The organism is Pseudomonas putida, from assembly GCF_050989985.1.
GTDB lineage: Bacteria > Pseudomonadota > Gammaproteobacteria > Pseudomonadales > Pseudomonadaceae > Aquipseudomonas > Aquipseudomonas putida_AI.
The window spans coordinates 6,304,431-6,324,219 of record NZ_CP158815.1; the positions used below are offsets into that span (position 1 = coordinate 6,304,431).

Here is a 19,789-nt window from a genome sequence, read left to right on the forward strand (position 1 = left end):
CTCATACGGTGTAGACCGGCACAGGATTGCACCAGCGATCCTTGTATTCCCGGTCGGCGCGGCCGAAGGAGAAGCGCAAGGGTTTGTCCAGCGCCCGGGCATGTTCCCAGGCTGCCTGGGTGTTGAGGAAGCTCAGCACACTGCCGGGGCTGAACTCGCGGGTTTCAGGGTCGACGCCGCCATTGATGTACTCGACGCTGATCCACTGCGGCGCCTCGACGCGGTACACCAGCTGGATCGCAATCGGTGCATCGTTGAGGAAAATCACCGAACCGATCAGCAGTTCGCGCAACAGCTCGATGACCTCTGCCATACGCGCGGCGCCCGTGGCCGGAAAACCCCAGCGACGCTGGAACAGGTCACAGTAGATCGACGCCAGCTCGGCAGCGGAGAAATCGGAGACCGGTCGAACCACGCCACCCGCCTCTTCCAGCAACCTGAGTTCACGGCGCTGGTTGTAGCGAAATTTCTTCGACAGCTCCTCCGGCGTGCGGGCCATGGCCAGTTGTTCAGCCTGCAACTTGATACCGGAAAAACGGCTTTCATTCAGCGCCGACAAGTAACGACCGCGATGACGCAGCGGCGCCTGGGCATTGTCAGCGGCAGGCAAGATGATCTCGGCATTACCAAGATCGAACAGGCCCTTTTTACCGTTGCGCTTGAGCACATCCTTGGACAAGGCGAGGTCACGACCCCAGGCCGGAATCGCCGCCATGATATCACCGTTCTGCTCCCAGGCCAGATATCGCACTGGAATGTCGGCCAACTGTGCCAGCCGTTCGACCACCATGGGATGGGTCGCGACGCTGCCGCCATAGCGCTGCCAGGTTTCGGCATAGGTCGAAGCATCGGCCACTGACCAGCCGCGTTCGCGCCAGCCTTGAAGTCGGTTGAGCATCAGCCCCTCGGTGCCAGTTCGATAACGTGCGGCAGATGCCAGAAAGCATCACGCACCGCGCGGTCGGAGAAACGCTCGTGCAAACGGTCGAGCATCAGCTCGGCGCATTGCTGGCGTTGCCGAGCATCCATCGCGGCCAGATGCTGCAGCCCTTGAGCCAGGTGTTCGGCATCGCCCAGCGGGAAAAGAATACCTACGCCTTCGACCACTTCCTTCGCCCCGCCACAGGCAGTGGCCAGCAACGGCACACCGGCGGCCATGGCTTCCAGCAATACCATGCCGAACGGCTCGTGGTCGGAACTCAGGGCAAACACATCAAAGGCACGGAAATAACGCCGCGCCTCAGGCACTTGGCCGAGGAACAGCACGCGATCGCCAATCCCCAGCTCGCGGGCCTGGGCCTTGAGATCCTGCTCCAGCCGACCTTTTCCGAGAATCACCAACTGACTGTTGGCCGGCAAACCCGGCAATGCCTTGGCGAACCCGTCCAGCAGCGTTGCCTGGTCCTTGTCCGGATGCAGGCGCCCGACGTTGCCGACAATCCAGGCATCCGGCGCCAGACCAAGTGTTTCCCGAGCCTCGAGCGCCGTCACCTGGCTATCCTGCAATGCCGGTACGTCGATACGGTTGTACAGCGTCTGAATCCGCGCCGCCGGCCACTTCGGCAGGCAACGGCGCATGTCATCGCGCACGGCATCGGAGACACCGAGCAGGCTCAGTCGCTTGCGGAAAATATGCGCGAACAGCTTGCGCGAACCACGCTTGTAATCGTCAAACGCGTGATGCACGCCAATCACCGGCAACGAAGTGCCGAGCAAGGCGATGTAGATCGGCTTGAAGCGATGGGCGATGCAGAAACTGAAATTGCGTGAAGCGGCGATCTTGCGCAGATCGCCGATGGCGCCCAGCTTCAGGCCACGAATGGCCCTGGAGCTGTATTCCATGAACAACACTTCATCGGAGGCGCAACCCGCGGCGACCTCGGCATCGGCAACCCCGGTCAGAAACACCGTGGTCACACGATAACCGGTCCCCGCGAACAGGCTGGCGTACTGCCGGGCGCAGTCCAGAAACGGCCCGTCATAGCCGTGGCAGAACTGCAGCACATGGCGTTCAGCCGAGCGTGTCATAGGCGTCCGCACCCTCTTTGACCACCAGGATGTCTTCCATGATCAGGTACTGCAGATCGGAGCCGAAGAACATGTTCAAGGCGTCCGTCGGCGAGCAGATCATCGGTTCACCACGGCGGTTGAGCGAGGTATTGAGCGACACGCCATTGCCGGTCAGGACTTCCAGCGCCTTCATCATGTCGTAGTAGCGCGGGTTGTATTCGCGCTTGAGCACCTGGGCGCGGGACGTGCCGTCTTCGTGGACGACTTCCGGCACGCGGGTCTTCCACTCTTCCGCCACTTCGAAGGTGAAGGTCATGAATGGCGCCGGGTGGTCGATCTTGATCATCTGCGGCGCGACGGTGTCGAGCATCGACGGGCAGAAAGGCCTCCAGCGCTCGCGGAACTTGATCTGATGGTTGATACGGTCGGCCACGCCGGCCACGCTCGGGCAACCGATGATCGAACGACCGCCCAGCGCGCGCGGACCGAATTCCATGCGACCCTGGAACCAGGCCACCGGGTTGCCGTCGACCATGATCTTGGCGATCTGCTCCGGCATGTTGTCGAGCTTGCGCCACGTTGGCTTGTTCTCGTGACGGGCACAGGCGGCGATCACGTCTTCGTTGCTGTACGACGGGCCGAGGTAGACGTGTTCCATCTTCTCGACCGGGACGCCGCGGGCGTGGGACACATAGGCCGCGGCACCGACCGCAGTGCCGGCGTCGCCGGATGCAGGCTGTACGAACAGCTCCTTGACGTCATCACGAGCGATGATTTTCTGGTTCAGTTTGACGTTCAACGCACAGCCACCGGCATAGGCCAGTTTGCCGGTTTCCTTGAGTATGTCGCCCAGATAGTAGTCGATCATCTGCAGCGCAATTTTTTCGAACAGCGCTTGAATGCTGGCGGCGTAGTGGATGTAAGGCTCATCGGCGATGTCGCCTTCGCGCTTTGGACCCAGCCACTCGATCAGCTTCGGCGAGAAGTAGTAACCCTTGCCCTTCTCTTTATAGCGACGCAGGCCGATCACGTTGGCGTAGTCGGTGTTGATCACCAGCTCGCCGTTTTCGAACGAAGCGAGGCGCGAGAAATCGTATTTGCTGGCGTCGCCATACGGCGCCATGCCCATGACCTTGAACTCACCGTCGAGCATGTCGAAACCGAGGAACTCGGTGATCGCGCCGTACAGGCCGCCGAGGGAGTCCGGATCGAAGAATTCCTTGATCTTGTGGATCTTGCCGTTCTGACCGTAACCGAAGAAGGTCGTGGCGTATTCACCCTTGCCATCGATCCCCAGGATCGCGGTTTTCTCTTTGAAACCGGAGCAGTGGTAGGCGCTGGAGGCGTGAGCCAGGTGATGTTCGACCGGCTCGATCTTGATCTTCTTCGGATCGAAGCCCAGTTGCTCCAGGCACCAGACGATCTTGTTGCGATAGCGTTTGTAGCGGCGGTTGCCCATCAGGATCGCGTCGAGGGCGCGGTCCGGGGCGTACCAGTAACGCTTGGCGTACTGCCAGCGCGCCTTGCCGAACAGGCTGATCGGCGCGAACGGAATCGCTACCACGTCAACGTCGGAAGGCTTGATGCCGGCCTGTTCCAGGCAGAACTTCGCCGATTCATAGGGCATGCGGTTCTTTGCATGTTTATCGCGCACGAAGCGCTCTTCTTCAGCCGCCGCGACCAGCTTGCCGTCGATGTACAAGGCTGCGGAAGGATCATGGCTAAGGGCGCCGGACAGGCCAAGAATCGTCAATGCCACAGGGGTCTAGCCTCTTTAGTCTGCATGCAGGCGCTCAAGCGCCTCAAAAATGATGTGCCCTCGCCGGGAGCGTGGGGCAGCTAAAGGGCGGGATTATAGCTTAAAAGCAGCGGCAAGCTGCTAGCTGCAAGCGGCAAGAGGGCGCGGTGGTGGCGCTGGTATTGTTTATCCGCCTGCGGGCCGCCAATAAATACGGATGTTGCCATCCGTGCTTTGCCGATAAATCGTGTACGGCAAGACGGCAGTATCCAGTGCGCCGGACAGCGCCAGGTCCAGCAAAACAAATGGCACGAGGATTCCTGTGGGGTCGGGCGGCGCGTTCAATACACAAAAATCGTAGGCCAGGCCGCTATAGACCCGGGGGATGGACTGGCAGTAGGTTTTTTGTCGGCGAAGGCCCTGGGCTGCTGCTGCGTCGTCCTGCAACACCGTTGCGACGGTCCCGCAACCCGTCAGAGTGAGTGAGATGGCACCTGATGCGACTGCTTTTCTTATAGTCAAAGCCTGTCCTCCGTGAGCGAAGGGCAAACTAGCATCGTGGTCATTCAGGCCACAGTTCATGGTTTCCCAAGATCATGTAGGACGGATCATAAGATCTTGTCCCTCATTCTCGACTGACTGCTCTGACCTCATCGCGAGCAAGCTCGCTCCCACAGGGATTGGCGTCGTACACAAATTCTGTGAACACCACTGAACACTGTGGGAGCGGGCTTGCCCGCGATAGGACCGAAGGTCCGATTCAGGAATCGCTGGAGATGTCTTTAGGCAAACGCTGGTCAATGACCTGATACAGCGCACTACTCTCGGGCCAGTTACGCATGAATCGCGCCCGATCCCGCGCATACGCCGGGGCGAAGCTGCCGAGCGAACCGTGCTGACACATCGAATCCAGATCGATAAGCGCCCAGCGGTCATCCTGCCAGAACAGGTTGTGCCCCTTGAAATCGCCGTGGCTGATGCGCTCGCGTATCAGTTCGGCAAACAGCCAATCCAGTGCGGCCAGCTCTGCCTCGGGCGCCTCGCCACTTTCAACATAGGGCGCGAACCGCTCAATGATGTCGGGCCCCGGCAGATGCTCGGTGATCAGGTAAGCGCGGCTGCGCAGCCAGAAAAAGCGCTTTTCCAGCAGCGCCAGGGGTTTGGGCGTAGCGATGCCGAGGAAGTCCAGGCGATTGCCTTCGCGCCAGGAATGCCAGGCGCGGCTCGGGCGCCAGAAGCGCTTGAGCCAGTGGGCGAACCCCTTGATGTTGTAGCGCTTGATCACCAGCGTACGGCCGTCCACCTCGACCTTGCCGACGCTCGCCGCGCCGCCGGTCTTGTACAGGTGGCCCTGATCGAGCAACACGTCGGCTTGAGCCAGAATCGGCACCATGGCCGCCTCTTCTTCACGACGAATCGCGCGCAGACCAAACGCACCGCGCTGGACGCTGAACAGCGTGCATTCGCGCCCGACCTTGATCAGATAATCCTTGAGGCGCCAGCTACGCACCTTGTCGATCTGCTTCTGCAAGGCTTCCATGGGCAAGGCATGCTCGCCATTGCTCAGCAGGTAATACACCAGCAACTCTTCGGTGAACGGCTCCAGCGTCTTGGGCAACTGGGCGAAAAACACACCGAGGTTTTCCAGGACCTTCTGCCGCGACAGCGGTTGGCCTGGAGTTTCGGCGCGGATCCCGGCACCGTCGATCAAGTACAGTCGGCTCCCCTGGCGCAGCAGGTTGTCCAGGTGCAGATCTTCCTGCCACAGGCCTTTGCGGTGCATTTGCCCGATCGCGCCCAAGGCTTCGGCCAGTACCGCCGATTGCTCATCGGCCAACGCCGGCAAGTGTTCGACCTGTTTCCAGTCGTCGCCCAGGCTTGTCGCGCCTTCCAGAAATTCGAATAGCAGCCAGCCACCCTCGCCGTCCTTGAGCCCATCCGCCAACAGCAGCGGCGTGGTCAAGCCCTGCGCCGCCAGCAGACGCACACCGTCCAGCTCCCGCTGAAAGTGTCGTGCCGCCTTGCTGCCAACCAACAACTTGGCCAACACCGGGCGACCGCGCCAGATGCCGGCGCCGACATAACGCTGCCCCGGCAATACCCGCAACAGGCTCAGTAGCTGCAAATCCGCAGGACCCGCGGCATCGGCCAGTGAAAGGCTCAGCGGCAAGGCCGGGCTGCGGCCAGCGCTTTTCAGTTCGGACAAACGCATCAGCGCTTCTCCTTGTGGCTACGTCGCGCAGTCAGGCGAGTCAGCCAGCTATCAATCAGCGTGCTGTCCTGCGGCTGATCCAGATAGGCGGCCAGCAAAATGCGCAGCTGCGACTCGCTCCACTCCGGCGCCCGACGCAACAGCGGCTCCAGATCCTTGACCCGATCCCGCTGACCGAACAGTAATGGCCGGGTCTTTTCCAGATCGATCAATTGCGCCTGGTAGCCGTCACCGGCGGCGCACAGAAAAATATGCTTGGGGTAAAAACAGCCATGTACCTGACGCATGCCGTGCAGGCGCTGCGCCAGTTTTCCGCAGGCCTGAAGGATCGCGACCTGTTGTGCCTCGCCGAGATCCGACCAACGCTGCAGCAGCGAGTCCAGGTCATCCCAGCCGTCCAGGGCGCGAGTCAGGAGAATCGCCCGGACCTCGCCGTCGACCTTGCGCTCACCGAAGAACACCGCTTTCAGCGCCGGAATGCCGAGCCTTTCATAGCGGCTGATGTTGCGAAATTCACGGGCAAAACTCGGTTCACCAAAGGGCGCGTGCAAGGTGTGCGTCTGGTAGTTGCTCTGACGCTTGAGGTAGAACCCCTGGCCCTCCAGATCCAGTCGAAACACACTGCTCCAACCACCACGACCGGTGTTGGGCTCGTCCACGGCATCAAGTTGCCGGGCCCAGAGTGCGTCGAACGTGCCTAGACCGTGGCGCTCAAGCAGCGCACGGTCTTCAGCGGCCAGAAAATCAGTCATTCGCGTCCCTCGAAAAATCTCACCACGTGCCGGATCCGTTTTTTATCGGCGGCATTGAGCCGGTCCCGTTGGCGGTAGTGCAGGTAAAAGCGCAGGCGCTGGGTGGCGGACAATTGGTACTTGGCGACCTTGTCCAGACACGCCAGATCCTTGGTGATGCGGTACTTGAGCCAGAAACCGCTCCAGAAATCACCGTTGGGGCAATCGATCAGGAACAGCTTGCCCTGGTCATCGATCAACAGGTTGCGCCACTTCAAATCATTGTGGGTAAAACGATGCTCGTGCATGGTCCGGGTGTGGCTGGCCAATTGGCGACTGACGCTGTCGACCCAGGCGCGATCCGCCAGTTTCGGGTCGTGCCGTTCGGCCAGCGCGGACAAGTCCTCGGTATGCGGCAACTCACGGGTGATCATTGCCCCGCGATCATAGGCCGCCCCACGCCGCTCCAGGCCCCAGGCCACCACCTCAGCGGTGGGAATGCCCCATTTGGCAAAGCGCTTGAGGTTCTGCCATTCCATTTTCACCCGAGGCTTGCCCAGGTAGCGACGCAGGCCCTTGCCCGCGCCCACGTAGCGTTTGACGTAGTAATTGACGCCATTGCGCTGCACGCGGATTACCTCGGACAGCGGGTCGCGGGTCAGGCGCTCACCCTCGAGTGCAAACACGGCGTCAAGGCTGCCGAAATCTTCTGCCAGGTCGCTGTAAGCCGGCTCCAGTGTCCAACCCGCCATCAGAGCGCATCCCCGTATCGCTGTTTGCGATCGTAGAGTTTGTTGGCCTTGCCTTCGAGCCAGCTCAGCAGCCTGGCCTCCTCGCGAAGAATCTGCCGCAGCGGCTGCTGGAAGTAACCCTTGAGAAAGCGCAGCTTGTCACGACGGGTCAGGCCGATATCCAGGGCCGAAAAATACAGCGCCGCCAGATCCTTGTTGCGCCAGCGCGAGGTGATCGCCGGGCGGGTCTGAGCGCGGTGCAGATCGATCACCGAGAGCTTGAAGTCGTCAGCCGTCACCGGTTTATCGGTGTGCAGCAAAAAGTGGCAGATGTAGCAGTCGCGATGGTTGACCCCGGCGCGGTGCATCATGCCGGTCATGCGTGCCACTTCGGCGATCAGGGCGCGTTTGAGTTTGGGCTCCGGTGGCTGCTTGACCCAGTTGATACTGAAGTCTTCAAGGCTGACGGTGGGCGCCAGTTCTTCGGTGACGATGAACGAATGCTGGTCAGCCGGGTTGCTGCCCTTTTCGCCGTAGGCAACGGCGGTCATGGTCGGCACACCCACTTCCTGCAGACGCTGGATGGCCGTCCATTCCTGGCCCGCTCCGAGCACCGGCAACTTGACGGTGAGCAGATTCTTGAAGATCTCACCCCAGCCAATGCCGCGATGAATTTTCACAAAATAACCATTGCCGTCCACTTCGGTGCGCAAGGTCCGGCGCGCTTCCAGCTCCCGATAAACCTCGCCCTTCAAGCCTTCGACTTCGGTGAACGCATCGCGTCCGGCCCAAAGGCTCTTGAACGGTTCAGCCAGCATCAACTTCATTTAAGCGTGCTCCGCCAGAATCACATCAGCCGCGTGCTGCGGCATGCTGTAGAGGTCCGCCGTCTCGGCGAAGGCCAGACCATTGCGGCTCCAGGCCGCCCTTGCTTGTGCGTCGTTCAACATGCCGGTCAGGTACTGCGTCAGCTGCGCCTGATCGAACGGTTCGTCCAGCACCAGGCCGGCATCGGCCTCGGCAATGTAATGGGCATAACCGCAGACTGCACTGACCAGCACCGGCAAGCCCGCCACCAGCGCTTCAAGCAGCACGGTGCCGGTGTTTTCGTTGTAAGCCGGATGAATCAACAGATCGGCCCCGAGCAGGAAACGCGGAATATCGCTGCGCCCCTTGAGGAAGGTCACGTTATCGCCGAGCCCCAGCGTGGCGCTCTGCATCTGGAACAATTTGGGGTCATCCTGGCCGATTACAAACAGCCGGGTACGTTTCTTCAGGTCTGCAGGCAAGGCTGCCAGCGCCTTCAGGCTGCGATCCACGCCCTTTGTCTTGAATCCGGAGCCGATCTGCACCAATAGCAGCTCATCGTCCTTGAGACTGAATTCAGCGCGAAACCCGGCACGGATCTCGTCCGCATCGGCAGGTCGACGACGGTCCTGGGCGATACCCGGCGGCAGCAGGTGGAAGCGCTTGAGCGGTGTGTCGTAATGCTTGATGAACAGCGGTTGCTGCACTTCGGAAATCATCAGTACTTCGGTCTTGGCGTCCTTGGCGAACACCGCCCGCTCGTACTCGGCGAAGTGGCGATAGCGGCCCCAACGACGATATAGCGAGTTGCGCAGGTTCTGCGCCTTGTCTTCGAAGCAACCGTCGGCGGCGTAATAGACGTCCAGCCCCGGCATCTTGTTGAAGCCGATCAGGCGGTCGACCGGGCGCTTGGCCAGGTCCGCCTCCATCCACTCACTGAGTTTTTCGTTGCGTCGATGGTTGAAGAACGCCTTGACCGGCGCCACCAGCACTTCAAAACCCGGCGGTACGTCGCCTTCCCAGATCAAGGTGTAGACGCGAATCTGGTGGCCACGCTTCTGGCATTCCAGGGCGATTCGCATGAAATCGCGCTGCAGGCCGCCAAAGGGGAAATATTTATAAAGGACGAATGCCAATTGCATCAGCGCAGCTCCTCGGCCAGTAACAACGTGCTCAGCCGGCTGGCGACGCGCTCGGGATTCAGGCGAGTGAAGCACAGGGGCCACTCGCGCTTGAGGTCAAACCGACGGCCATCTTCGGCCGTCGGTTGATAGGTACATTTCTTCGACAGGCAGGGCGCGCACGGGAAATCGCTGGCCAGGTGGATCTGTGACTTGCCATAGGCGCCGGTCAGGCCGGGGTTGGTCGGACCGAACAGCGACAGCGTCGGCACGTCCAGCGCAGCGGCTAGGTGACCGAGACCGGTGTCCACCGCCACGCAGGCCTGTGCGCCGGCCAGAACCTTGCCGACGCCGGCCAGATTCAGCTTGGGCAACACTTCAACGTGCTTCATGTCTTTGGCGATGCGCTCGGCGCGGGCCTTCTCGATCGCGTTGCCCCACGGCAGTTTCACCCCGACACCCAGGTAACCCACGCGCTCGGCCAACTCACGCCAGTAGGCCTCGGGCCAGTGCTTGGTGTCCCAGGTGGTGCCGTGCAGGAACAGCACGTACGGATTCTTGCGCGGCAATTCCACCAGACGCTCGACATTCAGGCCGTAGTCGCCCAAGCCTTTGGGCAAGTCATAACCCAGTGCCACGGCAAACAGCTGACGCACCCGCTCCACCGCGTGCTGCCCACGGGCCACGGCCAGGCGGCGGGAATAGAAACGCGCGGCAATCGGCTCGCGGGCGGAATCCTTGTCCAGCCCGGCGACCGGGGCTTTGACGTAACGCGTCAGCAAGGCACTTTTGAGCAGGCCCTGGGCATCGATGACCAGATCGTATTTCGTGGCGCGAAGGCTTTGCTTGAAGCGCTTCCACTCGCCGCTCTTGATGGTCTGCCAGATGTTCTTGCGCCAGCGGCGGATCGCCACCGGAATCACCTTGCCCACCGCCGGGTGCCAGGTCGGGATTTCGGCGAAGCCTTCTTCCACCACCCAGTCGAACGTGATGCCGGGAATCGCCCGCGCCGCGTCGGTCAGCGCCGGCAACGCGTGAATCACGTCACCCAGCGATGAAGTCTTGATCAGCAGTACCCGCAAACTATTGAACCTCGACCACAGTGCCCTGCAAACGCTGCAAGGCTTCGTTCACCGCCTGCGGCATCAGCTGGCGCAAGCAGTTGTAATGACCGAACCGGCACGTGCGATCGAAGCACGGGCTGCATTCGATGCCCAGGCGCACGATCTCGACATGCTCGGCCAACGGCGGCGTGAAACCCGGCGACGTAGAACCGTAGACCGCCACCAGCGGACGGTTCAGCGCAGCGGCGACGTGCATCAGGCCGGAGTCGTTGGACACCACCGAGTCGGCGCAGGACAGCAGGTCGATCGCCTCGGCCAGCGAGGTGCCGCCGCTGAGGTTCACCGACTCTTCACGCAGGCCGGGAATCAAGCGCGAGCGGATGTCTTCGCCCACGGCATGATCGTTTTTCGAACCGAACAGCCAGACTTGCCAGCCTTCGCGGATCTTCGCTTCGGCGACCTTGGCATAGTGCTCCGACGGCCAGCGCTTGGACTCGCCGAACTCGGCGCCGGGGCACAGCGCCAACACCGGGCGGTCGAGTTCCAGGCCGAACTTGGCCAGCGCCGCCTCGCGGGTCACCGGGTCGATCCGCAGGTTCGGGCGCGGATAAGGCTTGGGCAGCTCCACGCCCGGCTCGTAAGCCAGGGCCATGAAACGCTCGATCATCAGCGGGTAACGCTCTTTATCCAGCGTGCGCACATCGTTGAGCAGGCCGTAGCGGAACTCGCCACGCCAACCGGTGCGCTTGGGGATACCGGCGAAAAACGGCACCAGCGCCGATTTCAGGGAATTGGGCAGCAGGATCGCCTGGTCGTACTGACCGGCCAGGGATTTGCCGATGCGTCGGCGCGTGGCCAGTTCCAGTACGCCGTGGCCGAGCGGAAAGCTCAAGGCCTGGCGGACTTCGGGCATGCGCTCAAGAATCGGCCGGCTCCATTCGGGGGCCAGCACGTCGATTTCGCATTGCGGGTGGCGCTGCTTGAGGCACTGAAACAGTGTCTGCGCCATCACCATGTCACCGACCCAACTGGGCCCAACGATCAGAATATTCATGTGGCTTCCATAAACGAACCGGGGAGGCATACGCCTCCCCGCCTCGATAATTCTACAAAACACTGCAGATCTAACGTGGGAGCGAGCCTGCTCGCGATGGCGGCGTGACAGTCAGCATAACTGTTGTATATGACGACCTCATCGCGAGCAGGCTCGCTTCCACATTGGAATCGGGCACTTCAAATGTTCCGATTCAGCTTAGTCCCAGCTCACGCCAGATCCGCATGACCTGTCGCCGTTCGTCCGCAAACTGATCGCCGGGTATCACCCCGGGATCCTTCTGCAAGGCCTGCCGGTGAGCGGCGGAGCGGTAGGCCTTATAGGCCTCGCGCAACAGGCTGGCATCTTCGGCGGGCATCAGCCCTTCGTGTTCCAGCTCTTCCAGAATGCGGATATTGTCGGTCCAGCGCAGCAATGGCGGGTGTGTTTCGGACCACGCCAGGGCCGCGTATTGCACCATAAATTCAATATCGACGATACCACCGGCATCCTGCTTGAGATCGAACGGCGCCGAGGCCTCGAAGGCATTTGCCCCGGTTCCGGCCGTCGTGCTCTTGCTGCCCAGGTTATCGCGCATCTTGGCGCGCATCTCGCTCACCTCCTGACGCAGCTTCGGCAGATCGCGAGCCTTGCCCAGGATCGCCGCCCGCACCTGCTCGAACGCCCGGCCGACATCTTCACTGCCCACCAGCACCCGCGCCCGCACCAGCGCCTGATGCTCCCAGGTCCAGGCTTCGCCCTCCTGATAACGGGCAAACGCGCCCAGCGAACTCACCAACAGGCCCGATGCACCGGACGGTCGCAGGCGCATATCCACTTCATACAGCTGACCGGAGTTGGTCTGGGCCGTCAGCAAGTGAATGATCCGCTGCCCAAGCCGGGTGAAAAATTGCGCGCCATCGATGGGTTTCGCCCCGTCGGTTTCCGCCTGCGGATCGCCATCGTGGATGAACACCAGGTCCAGATCCGAACCATGCCCCAGTTCCAGCCCGCCGACTTTCCCATAACCGACAATGATGAAGCCGGGATCGCACAAGGTGCCGTCGGTGCGCAGAGGCGTGCCGTACTTGGCCACGGTCTGGCGCCAGGCCAGGGCCAGCACTTGCTCCAGGATCGCCTCGGCGAGCCAGGTCAGGTAATCGCTGACTTTCATCAGGGGCAGGTGACCGGCGATTTCCGAGGCGGCAACCCGCAAGCGATGCGCCAGTTTGAAATGGCGCAAGGCTTCCATTTGTTGCTCTAGGTCGTCCTCGGGAATCCGCGTCAGGCGCTCGCGCAACTCGGCAGCGAGCTCCGGCGCCAATGGCGGCTTGAACAGTCGCCCTTCGTTAAGCAGCTCGTCGAGCAGCAACGGGAAGCGCGTGATTTGCTCGGCGATCCACGGGCTGGCCGCACACAAGGTCAGCAAGCGTCGCAACGCGCCGGGGTTTTCGGTCAGCAGCACCAGATAAGCCGAACGACGCGCCACGGCTTCCACCAGCGGCAGCACACGCTCGAGCACCAGATCCGGATTGGCGTGTTCCACCGCCTGGGCCAGCAAGCGTGGAATAAAGGCATCGAGGCGCTCGCGACCCAGACGCTGCATGGCACGCAACTGCGGGCTGCTGCGCAGACCGGCCAGTGCCTTCAGCGCTTTCGGGGCATCCCTGAACCCACCCTCCTGCAATTGCCGGCAAGCCGCTTCTTCGTCCTGGGCTTCTTCCCACAACGGCAGCCACTCACCGCCAACCACCACTTCGCTCTCGGCGCCCTGCTCTTCATCAGGGTCGGCAATGACCTGGCCGAAGTGCCAGGCGATACGACCGCGCCAGAACATCAGCTTTTCATGAAAGGCCGCCCAGTCGTCGAAGCCCAGCATAAAGGCAATACGCGCCTGATCCTGAGCGCCGTCGGGCAGCATCTGGGTCTGGCGGTCTGCGATCGTCTGGATCGCATGTTCGGTGTAACGCAGGAATTCGTAGCCTTCGCGCAGCTCGCTGACCACCGCCGGCGGCAGATAGCCCTGGCCTTCGAGGGTGCTCAGCACCTTCAGCAGCGGACGTTGCTGCAGGCTCAGGTCGCGACCACCGTGAATCAGCTGGAAGGCCTGGGCGATGAACTCCACTTCGCGGATGCCGCCGGAGCCCAGCTTGATATTGTCGGCCATGCCTTTGCGCCGCACTTCCTGCTGGATCAGCTGCTTCATGGTGCGCAGCGCTTCGATCGCGGAGAAATCCAGATAACGCCGGTACACGAACGGTCGCAGCATGTCTTGCAGCTGCGCGCCGGCAACCTGGTCACCGGCCACCACCCGCGACTTGATCATCGCGTAGCGTTCCCAGTCGCGCCCCTGATCCTGGTAGTACTGCTCCAGCGCGTTGAAACTCAGGACCAGCGCGCCCGACGAACCATAGGGCCGCAGGCGCATGTCGACACGGAACACGAAGCCGTCGACGGTCATCGGGTCCAGGGCCTTGATCAGACGCTGGCCGAGACGAATGAAAAATTCCTGGTTATCCAGCGGGCGTTTCGCACCGACGGTTTCACCGCCTTCGGGGTAGGCGAAGATCAGGTCGATGTCCGACGACAGATTGAGTTCCACCGCACCGAGCTTGCCCATGCCGAGCACGACCATTTGCTGTGGCTCACCGCTGCGGTGGCCGGTGGGCACGCCGAACTGCTGGCAATGCCGCGCGTACAACCATTGATAAGCCTGATCGATGCTGGCATCGGCCATGTCCGAAAGGTCGCGGCAGGTCTGGATCAGGTCGGCCTGGCGAGTGAGGTCGCGCCAGATGATCCGCACTTGATGACGGGCGCGTTGCCGGCGCAAGGCACGACCCAACAGGTCATCGGTTTCGGCAACGCTCGCCGCCGCGGCGATCTGGGCGCATAACTCACCGGGGGCATAGGCGCGATCCAGCTCCCCGGAGCGCACCAGCTCCAGCAGCATCATCGGATCACGCACACATTGTTCGGTCACGAAGTCGCTGGCGGCGGTCACGCGGGCAAATTGCGCCCAGCGCTCAGGGGTCCATGCGGACAGCCCGTGATCATCATCCAGAGCCTCGACGGCGGCGCGAAAAGACTGCTCGGCGCGGGTGACAAACGGCAGCAGGACAGGGGGCAGTTGAGCAAGCAAAGGAAGGCTCATGGTCTATCCTTGATCGGCGTGTAATGAACCGAATGTAGTGTTTTGCACGAATGCACTACCAAATGGACTGTCGAACAAAAGTTAGAAATAGCTGAAATTTCATTATTTTTGGCAGCCAACATCAAACTCGCACCTTTTCTGATTGGAAAAAGACCAACCTTAACGATTATTCTCACAACGTAGTCGGAGGCCACAAGCCAATCATCTGTAGTTTTACTACTCGTATATACATTCGGATAGCTGAAATGCCCGAAGATTTGTAGTAAAACTACACGCCGCCGGAACCTACCTCTCGGCAATCCAAGAATTCATAACGTCTGCCCACAAGGCCAGTCGCTAACTCAGGCAACCGATTCTGGTAGCCTTTCCGCCCTGGAGCAAGCCATGCAAGACCTCGATCCCGTCGAAACCCAGGAATGGCTGGACGCCCTGGAATCGGTTCTCGACAAAGAAGGCGAAGACCGTGCTCACTATCTGATGACCCGTATGGGCGAACTCGCGACCCGCAGCGGCTCGCAATTGCCTTACGCCATCACCACGCCTTACCGCAACACCATCCCCGTTACCCACGAAGCACGCATGCCTGGCGACCTGTTCATGGAACGCCGCATTCGCTCGCTGGTACGCTGGAACGCGATGGCCATGGTAATGCGTACGAACCTGAAAGATTCTGACCTGGGTGGTCACATCTCCAGCTTCGCATCCAGTGCGACCCTGTATGACATCGGCTTCAACTACTTCTTCCAGGCTCCGACCGAAGAACACGGCGGCGACCTGATCTACTTCCAGGGCCACACCTCCCCGGGCGTGTACGCCCGTGCGTTCATGGAAGGCCGCATCAGCGAAGAGCAGATGAACAACTTCCGCCAGGAAGTGGACGGTCAGGGCCTGTCGTCCTACCCACACCCTTGGCTGATGCCTGATTTCTGGCAGTTCCCGACCGTATCCATGGGTCTGGGCCCGATCCAGGCGATCTACCAGGCACGCTTCATGAAGTACCTGGAAGCCCGTGGCTTCATCCAGCCAGGCAAGCAGAAAGTCTGGTGCTTCCTGGGCGACGGCGAGTGCGACGAGCCGGAATCTTTGGGCGCGATCTCGCTGGCTGGCCGCGAGAAGCTGGACAACCTGATCTTCGTCATCAACTGCAACCTGCAGCGCCTCGACGGCCCGGTTCGCGGCAACGGCAAGATCATCCAGGAACTCGAAGGCGTGTTCCGCGGTGCTCAGTGGAACGTGACCAAAGTCATCTGGGGCCGTTTCTGGGACCCACTGCTGGCCAAGGACGTCGACGGCATCCTGCAACGTCGCATGGACGAAGTCATCGACGGCGAGTACCAGAACTACAAAGCCAAAGACGGCGCGTTCGTTCGCGAACACTTCTTCAACACGCCTGAACTCAAGGCGATGGTTGCAGACCTGTCCGACGACGAGATCTGGAAACTCAACCGTGGCGGCCACGACCCGTACAAGGTCTACGCGGCGTACCACGAAGCGGTCAACCACAAGGAACAACCTACCGTCATCCTGGCCAAGACCATCAAGGGTTATGGCACCGGTGCCGGCGAAGCGAAGAACACCGCGCACAACACCAAGAAAGTCGACGTCGACAGCCTGAAGTTGTTCCGTGACCGCTTCGACATCCCGGTCAAGGACGAAGAACTGGAAAACCTGCCGTTCTTCAAGCCGGAGCCGAACAGCGCCGAAGCCCGCTACCTGAGCGAGCGTCGCACTGCACTGGGCGGGTTCGTGCCACAGCGCCGCGCCAAGAGCTTCAACATCCCGACCCCGCCGCTCGATACCCTCAAGGCTATCCTCGACGGTTCGGGCGACCGTGAAATTTCCACCACCATGGCGTTCGTGCGGATCCTCGCGCAGCTGGTCAAGGACAAGGAAATCGGCCCGCGCATCGTTCCGATCATCCCGGACGAAGCCCGTACCTTCGGTATGGAAGGCATGTTCCGTCAGTTGGGCATCTACTCGTCCGTCGGCCAGCTCTACGAGCCAGTCGATAAAGACCAGGTGATGTTCTACAAGGAAGACAAGAAGGGCCAGATCCTCGAAGAAGGCATCAACGAAGCGGGCGCCATGAGCTCCTTCATCGCGGCCGGTACTTCGTTCTCCAGCCACAACCAGCCGATGCTGCCGTTCTACATCTTCTACTCGATGTTCGGCTTCCAGCGTATCGGCGACCTGGCCTGGGCCGCTGGCGACAGCCGTACCCGTGGCTTCCTGATCGGCGGCACCGCCGGCCGTACCACCCTCAACGGTGAAGGCCTGCAGCACGAAGACGGTCACAGCCACCTGCTGGCTGCCACCATCCCGAACTGCCGCACCTATGATCCAACCTACGGCTACGAGCTGGCGGTGATCATTCAGGACGGCATGAGGAAGATGACCGAAGAGCAACAGGACGTCTTCTACTACATCACCGTGATGAACGAGTCCTACCAGCAGCCAGCCATGCCGGCCGGTGCCGAGGAAGGCATCAAGAAGGGCATGTACCTGCTTGAAGAAGACACTCGCGAAGCGGCGCACCACGTTCAGCTGATGGGCTCCGGCACCATCCTGCGTGAAGTCCGTGAAGCGGCGAAGATCCTGCGCGAGCAGTTCAACGTCGGCGCTGACGTATGGAGCGTTACCAGCTTCAACGAACTGCGTCGCGATGGCCTGGCCGTCGAGCGCAGCAACCGCCTGCACCCGGGCCAGAAGCCTAAGCTGAGCTACGTTGAAGAGTGCCTGAACGGCCGTAAAGGTCCGGTCATCGCCTCTACCGACTACATGAAACTGTTCGCCGAGCAGATCCGTCAGTGGGTACCGTCCAAGGAATTCAAAGTCCTGGGCACCGACGGTTTCGGCCGCAGCGACAGCCGCAAGAAACTGCGTCATTTCTTCGAAGTCGACCGTCATTTCGTGGTGTTGGCAGCCCTTGAAGCACTGGCTGACCGTGGTGATATCGAACCTAAGGTGGTGTCTGAAGCCATCGCCAAGTTCGGGATCGACCCGGAAAAACGCAACCCACTGGACTGCTGAGGAGAGATTCTGTGAGCGAACTCATTCGCGTACCTGACATCGGCAGCGGTGAAGGTGAAGTAATTGAACTGTTTGTGAAGGTCGGCGACCGTATCGAAGCCGATCAGAGCATCCTGACCCTGGAATCGGACAAGGCGAGCATGGAAGTGCCTGCGCCGAAGGCCGGCATCATCAAGAGCCTGAAAGTGAAGCTGGGCGATCGCCTGAAAGAAGGCGACGAACTGCTGGAGCTGGAAGTCGAAGGTGCCGCTGCTGCCCCTGCGCCGGCTGCCGCGCCTGCTGCGAAAGCCGCAGAGAAACCGGCTGCTGCGCCAGCGCCGGCCGCTCCTGCTGCTGCGCCAGCCGCCGCTTCGGTTCAGCAAGTGCACGTGCCGGACATCGGTTCGTCGGGCAAGGCCCAGATCATCGAGATCCAGGTCAAGGTCGGCGACACCGTCGAGGCTGATCAGTCGCTGATCACCCTGGAATCCGATAAGGCGAGCATGGAAATCCCGTCGCCTGCCGCTGGCGTGGTCAAGGCCATCAGCGTCAAGCTCAACGACGAAGTCGGCACTGGCGACCTGATCCTGGACCTGGAAGTAGTGGGTGCCGCGGCACCGGCTGCGGCCGCGCCAGCCCAGGCTGCTGCTCCTGCCGCCGCTCCTGCGCCAGCCGCCGCAGCCCCGGCTGCACCCGTAGCCGACAGCGTTCAGGACATCCACGTTCCGGACATCGGTTCGGCCGGCAAGGCCAAGATCATCGAAGTACTGGTCAAGGCCGGCGACAGCGTCGAAGCCGACCAGTCGCTGATCACCCTGGAATCCGACAAGGCGAGCATGGAAATTCCATCGCCTGCTGCTGGCGTGGTGGAAAGCGTTTCCATCAAGCTCGATGACGAAGTCGGCACCGGCGACCTGATCCTCAAGCTGAAAGTCAAAGGCGCGGCCCCGGCTGCTGCTCCGGCTCCTGCCGCTGCTGCGAGCGCACCTGCTCCAGCCGCTGCTGCACCGGCTGCCGCGGCTCCTGCTCCTGCTGCCGCCCCGGCCGCTGCTCCAGCCAAGCCGGGCGCCAAAGTTCACGCCGGCCCTGCCGTGCGTCAACTGGCCCGTGAGTTCGGCGTCGAGCTGAGCGCTGTCAGCGCCAGCGGTCCGCACGGTCGCATCCTGAAGGAAGACGTGCAGGTTTACGTCAAGGCCATGATGCAGAAGGCCAAGGAAGCGCCAGCCGCTGCTGCCGGCGCAACCGGTGGCGCCGGCATCCCGCCGATTCCGGCCGTGGACTTCAGCCGCTTCGGTGAAATCGAAGAAGTGCCGATGACCCGCCTGATGCAGGTCGGCGCCGCCAACCTGCACCGCAGCTGGCTGAACGTGCCGCACGTGACGCAATTCGACTCGGCGGATATCACCGAGCTCGAAGCGTTCCGTAACGCCCAGAAAGCCGTCGCAGAGAAGGCCGGCGTCAAGCTGACCATCCTGCCGCTGCTGCTCAAGTCCTGCGCGCACCTGCTCAAGGAACTGCCGGACTTCAACAGCTCGCTGGCACCAAGCGGCAAGGCGATCATCCGCAAGAAATACGTGAACATCGGCTTCGCCGTCGACACCCCGGATGGCCTGCTGGTACCGGTCATCAAGAACGTCGACCAGAAGAGCCTGCTGCAACTGGCCGCCGAAGCCGCTTCCCTGGCTGAAAAAGCCCGGACCAAGAAGCTCTCGTCGGACGAGATGCAAGGCGCCTGCTTCACCATTTCCAGCCTCGGCCACATTGGCGGCACCGGCTTCACGCCGATCGTCAACGCGCCGGAAGTGGCGATCCTCGGTGTTTCCAAGGCAACCATGCAGCCAGTCTGGGACGGCAAAGCCTTCCAGCCGAAGCTGATGCTGCCATTGTCGCTGTCCTACGATCACCGCGTGATCAACGGCGCCGCTGCTGCACGCTTCACCAAGCGTCTGAGCGACCTGCTGGCGGACATCCGCACCATCCTGCTGTAACTCCCGACAGGCCCTCCTTCACCGGAGGGCCTGCCGCGTTTCACGTTTCCGAGCGCCACGCTCGTACCTCAACCCCGCCAAGTTGGCGGGGCTTTTTTTGCCTGAAGTTTTTACCTGAAGAGCAAGCCTTCCTACGTTTGTGGCTGATATCGCCCACAACGCAGGTCGCACTCGGCCGCGCTTCATTCACG

The 19,789-nt window shown here is 61.4% G+C and carries 14 protein-coding genes; 2 read left to right on the plus strand and 12 right to left on the minus strand.

Going from position 1 to position 19,789, the window contains the following annotated elements; genetic code table 11:
* Position 1: 1 nt before the first annotated feature.
* From ABTV29_RS28810 to glnE, 12 genes are all read right to left on the minus strand, one after another.
* Positions 2–898: an antimicrobial resistance protein Mig-14 gene (locus ABTV29_RS28810; protein ID WP_433767918.1), complete on the minus strand. Its 897-nt coding sequence runs from the start codon at positions 896–898 to the stop codon at positions 2–4.
* Complete coding sequence (locus ABTV29_RS28815; protein ID WP_433767919.1) at positions 898–2,028, minus strand: glycosyltransferase; 1,131 nt, start codon at positions 2,026–2,028, stop codon at positions 898–900. The genes ABTV29_RS28810 and ABTV29_RS28815 overlap by 1 nt, the downstream gene beginning before the upstream one ends.
* Positions 2,012–3,769 (minus strand): carbamoyltransferase family protein, encoded by a 1,758-nt coding sequence (locus tag ABTV29_RS28820; RefSeq protein WP_433767920.1) that lies wholly within the window; start codon positions 3,767–3,769, stop codon positions 2,012–2,014. Before ABTV29_RS28820 ends, ABTV29_RS28815 begins: the two co-directional genes overlap by 17 nt.
* A gap of 165 nt (positions 3,770–3,934) precedes the next feature.
* Entirely contained in the window at positions 3,935–4,270 is a 336-nt protein-coding gene (locus ABTV29_RS28825; protein ID WP_433767921.1) for a YceK/YidQ family lipoprotein, read from the minus strand.
* Between the two features lie 238 nt (positions 4,271–4,508).
* Positions 4,509–5,960 carry a lipopolysaccharide kinase InaA family protein gene (locus ABTV29_RS28830; protein ID WP_433767922.1) on the minus strand — a complete coding sequence of 484 codons (1,452 nt, stop codon included), beginning with the start codon at positions 5,958–5,960 and terminating at the stop codon, positions 4,509–4,511.
* Complete coding sequence (locus ABTV29_RS28835; RefSeq protein ID WP_433767923.1) at positions 5,960–6,712, minus strand: lipopolysaccharide kinase InaA family protein; 753 nt, start codon at positions 6,710–6,712, stop codon at positions 5,960–5,962. The genes ABTV29_RS28830 and ABTV29_RS28835 overlap by 1 nt, the downstream gene beginning before the upstream one ends.
* Positions 6,709–7,443 carry a lipopolysaccharide kinase InaA family protein gene (locus tag ABTV29_RS28840; protein ID WP_433767924.1) on the minus strand — a complete coding sequence of 245 codons (735 nt, stop codon included), beginning with the start codon at positions 7,441–7,443 and terminating at the stop codon, positions 6,709–6,711. Before ABTV29_RS28840 ends, ABTV29_RS28835 begins: the two co-directional genes overlap by 4 nt.
* Positions 7,443–8,249, minus strand: coding sequence for a lipopolysaccharide core heptose(I) kinase RfaP (gene rfaP, locus ABTV29_RS28845; RefSeq protein ID WP_433767925.1), 807 nt, complete (start codon positions 8,247–8,249; stop codon positions 7,443–7,445). Before rfaP ends, ABTV29_RS28840 begins: the two co-directional genes overlap by 1 nt.
* Positions 8,250–9,371: a glycosyltransferase family 4 protein gene (locus ABTV29_RS28850; protein WP_433767926.1), complete on the minus strand. Its 1,122-nt coding sequence runs from the start codon at positions 9,369–9,371 to the stop codon at positions 8,250–8,252. It lies immediately after the preceding gene.
* The gene (waaC, locus tag ABTV29_RS28855; RefSeq protein WP_433767927.1) at positions 9,371–10,432 is read right to left on the minus strand and encodes a lipopolysaccharide heptosyltransferase I; all 1,062 of its coding nucleotides are present in this window, start codon (positions 10,430–10,432) and stop codon (positions 9,371–9,373) included. Before waaC ends, ABTV29_RS28850 begins: the two co-directional genes overlap by 1 nt.
* A 1-nt stretch (position 10,433) precedes the next feature.
* Positions 10,434–11,468: a lipopolysaccharide heptosyltransferase II gene (gene waaF / locus ABTV29_RS28860; protein WP_433767928.1), complete on the minus strand. Its 1,035-nt coding sequence runs from the start codon at positions 11,466–11,468 to the stop codon at positions 10,434–10,436.
* 193 nt (positions 11,469–11,661) lie between these two features.
* Positions 11,662–14,601 carry a bifunctional [glutamate--ammonia ligase]-adenylyl-L-tyrosine phosphorylase/[glutamate--ammonia-ligase] adenylyltransferase gene (glnE, locus tag ABTV29_RS28865; RefSeq protein WP_433767929.1) on the minus strand — a complete coding sequence of 980 codons (2,940 nt, stop codon included), beginning with the start codon at positions 14,599–14,601 and terminating at the stop codon, positions 11,662–11,664.
* 384 nt (positions 14,602–14,985) lie between these two features.
* Between glnE and aceE the strand changes: the two genes are divergently transcribed.
* Together aceE and aceF are read left to right on the plus strand one after the other, a co-directional pair.
* Positions 14,986–17,631, plus strand: coding sequence for a pyruvate dehydrogenase (acetyl-transferring), homodimeric type (gene aceE / locus ABTV29_RS28870; RefSeq protein ID WP_433767930.1), 2,646 nt, complete (start codon positions 14,986–14,988; stop codon positions 17,629–17,631).
* Positions 17,632–17,642: 11 nt separating this feature from the next.
* Positions 17,643–19,598 (plus strand): dihydrolipoyllysine-residue acetyltransferase, encoded by a 1,956-nt coding sequence (gene aceF, locus ABTV29_RS28875; protein ID WP_433767931.1) that lies wholly within the window; start codon positions 17,643–17,645, stop codon positions 19,596–19,598.
* The last annotated feature ends 191 nt before the right edge of the window (positions 19,599–19,789 follow it).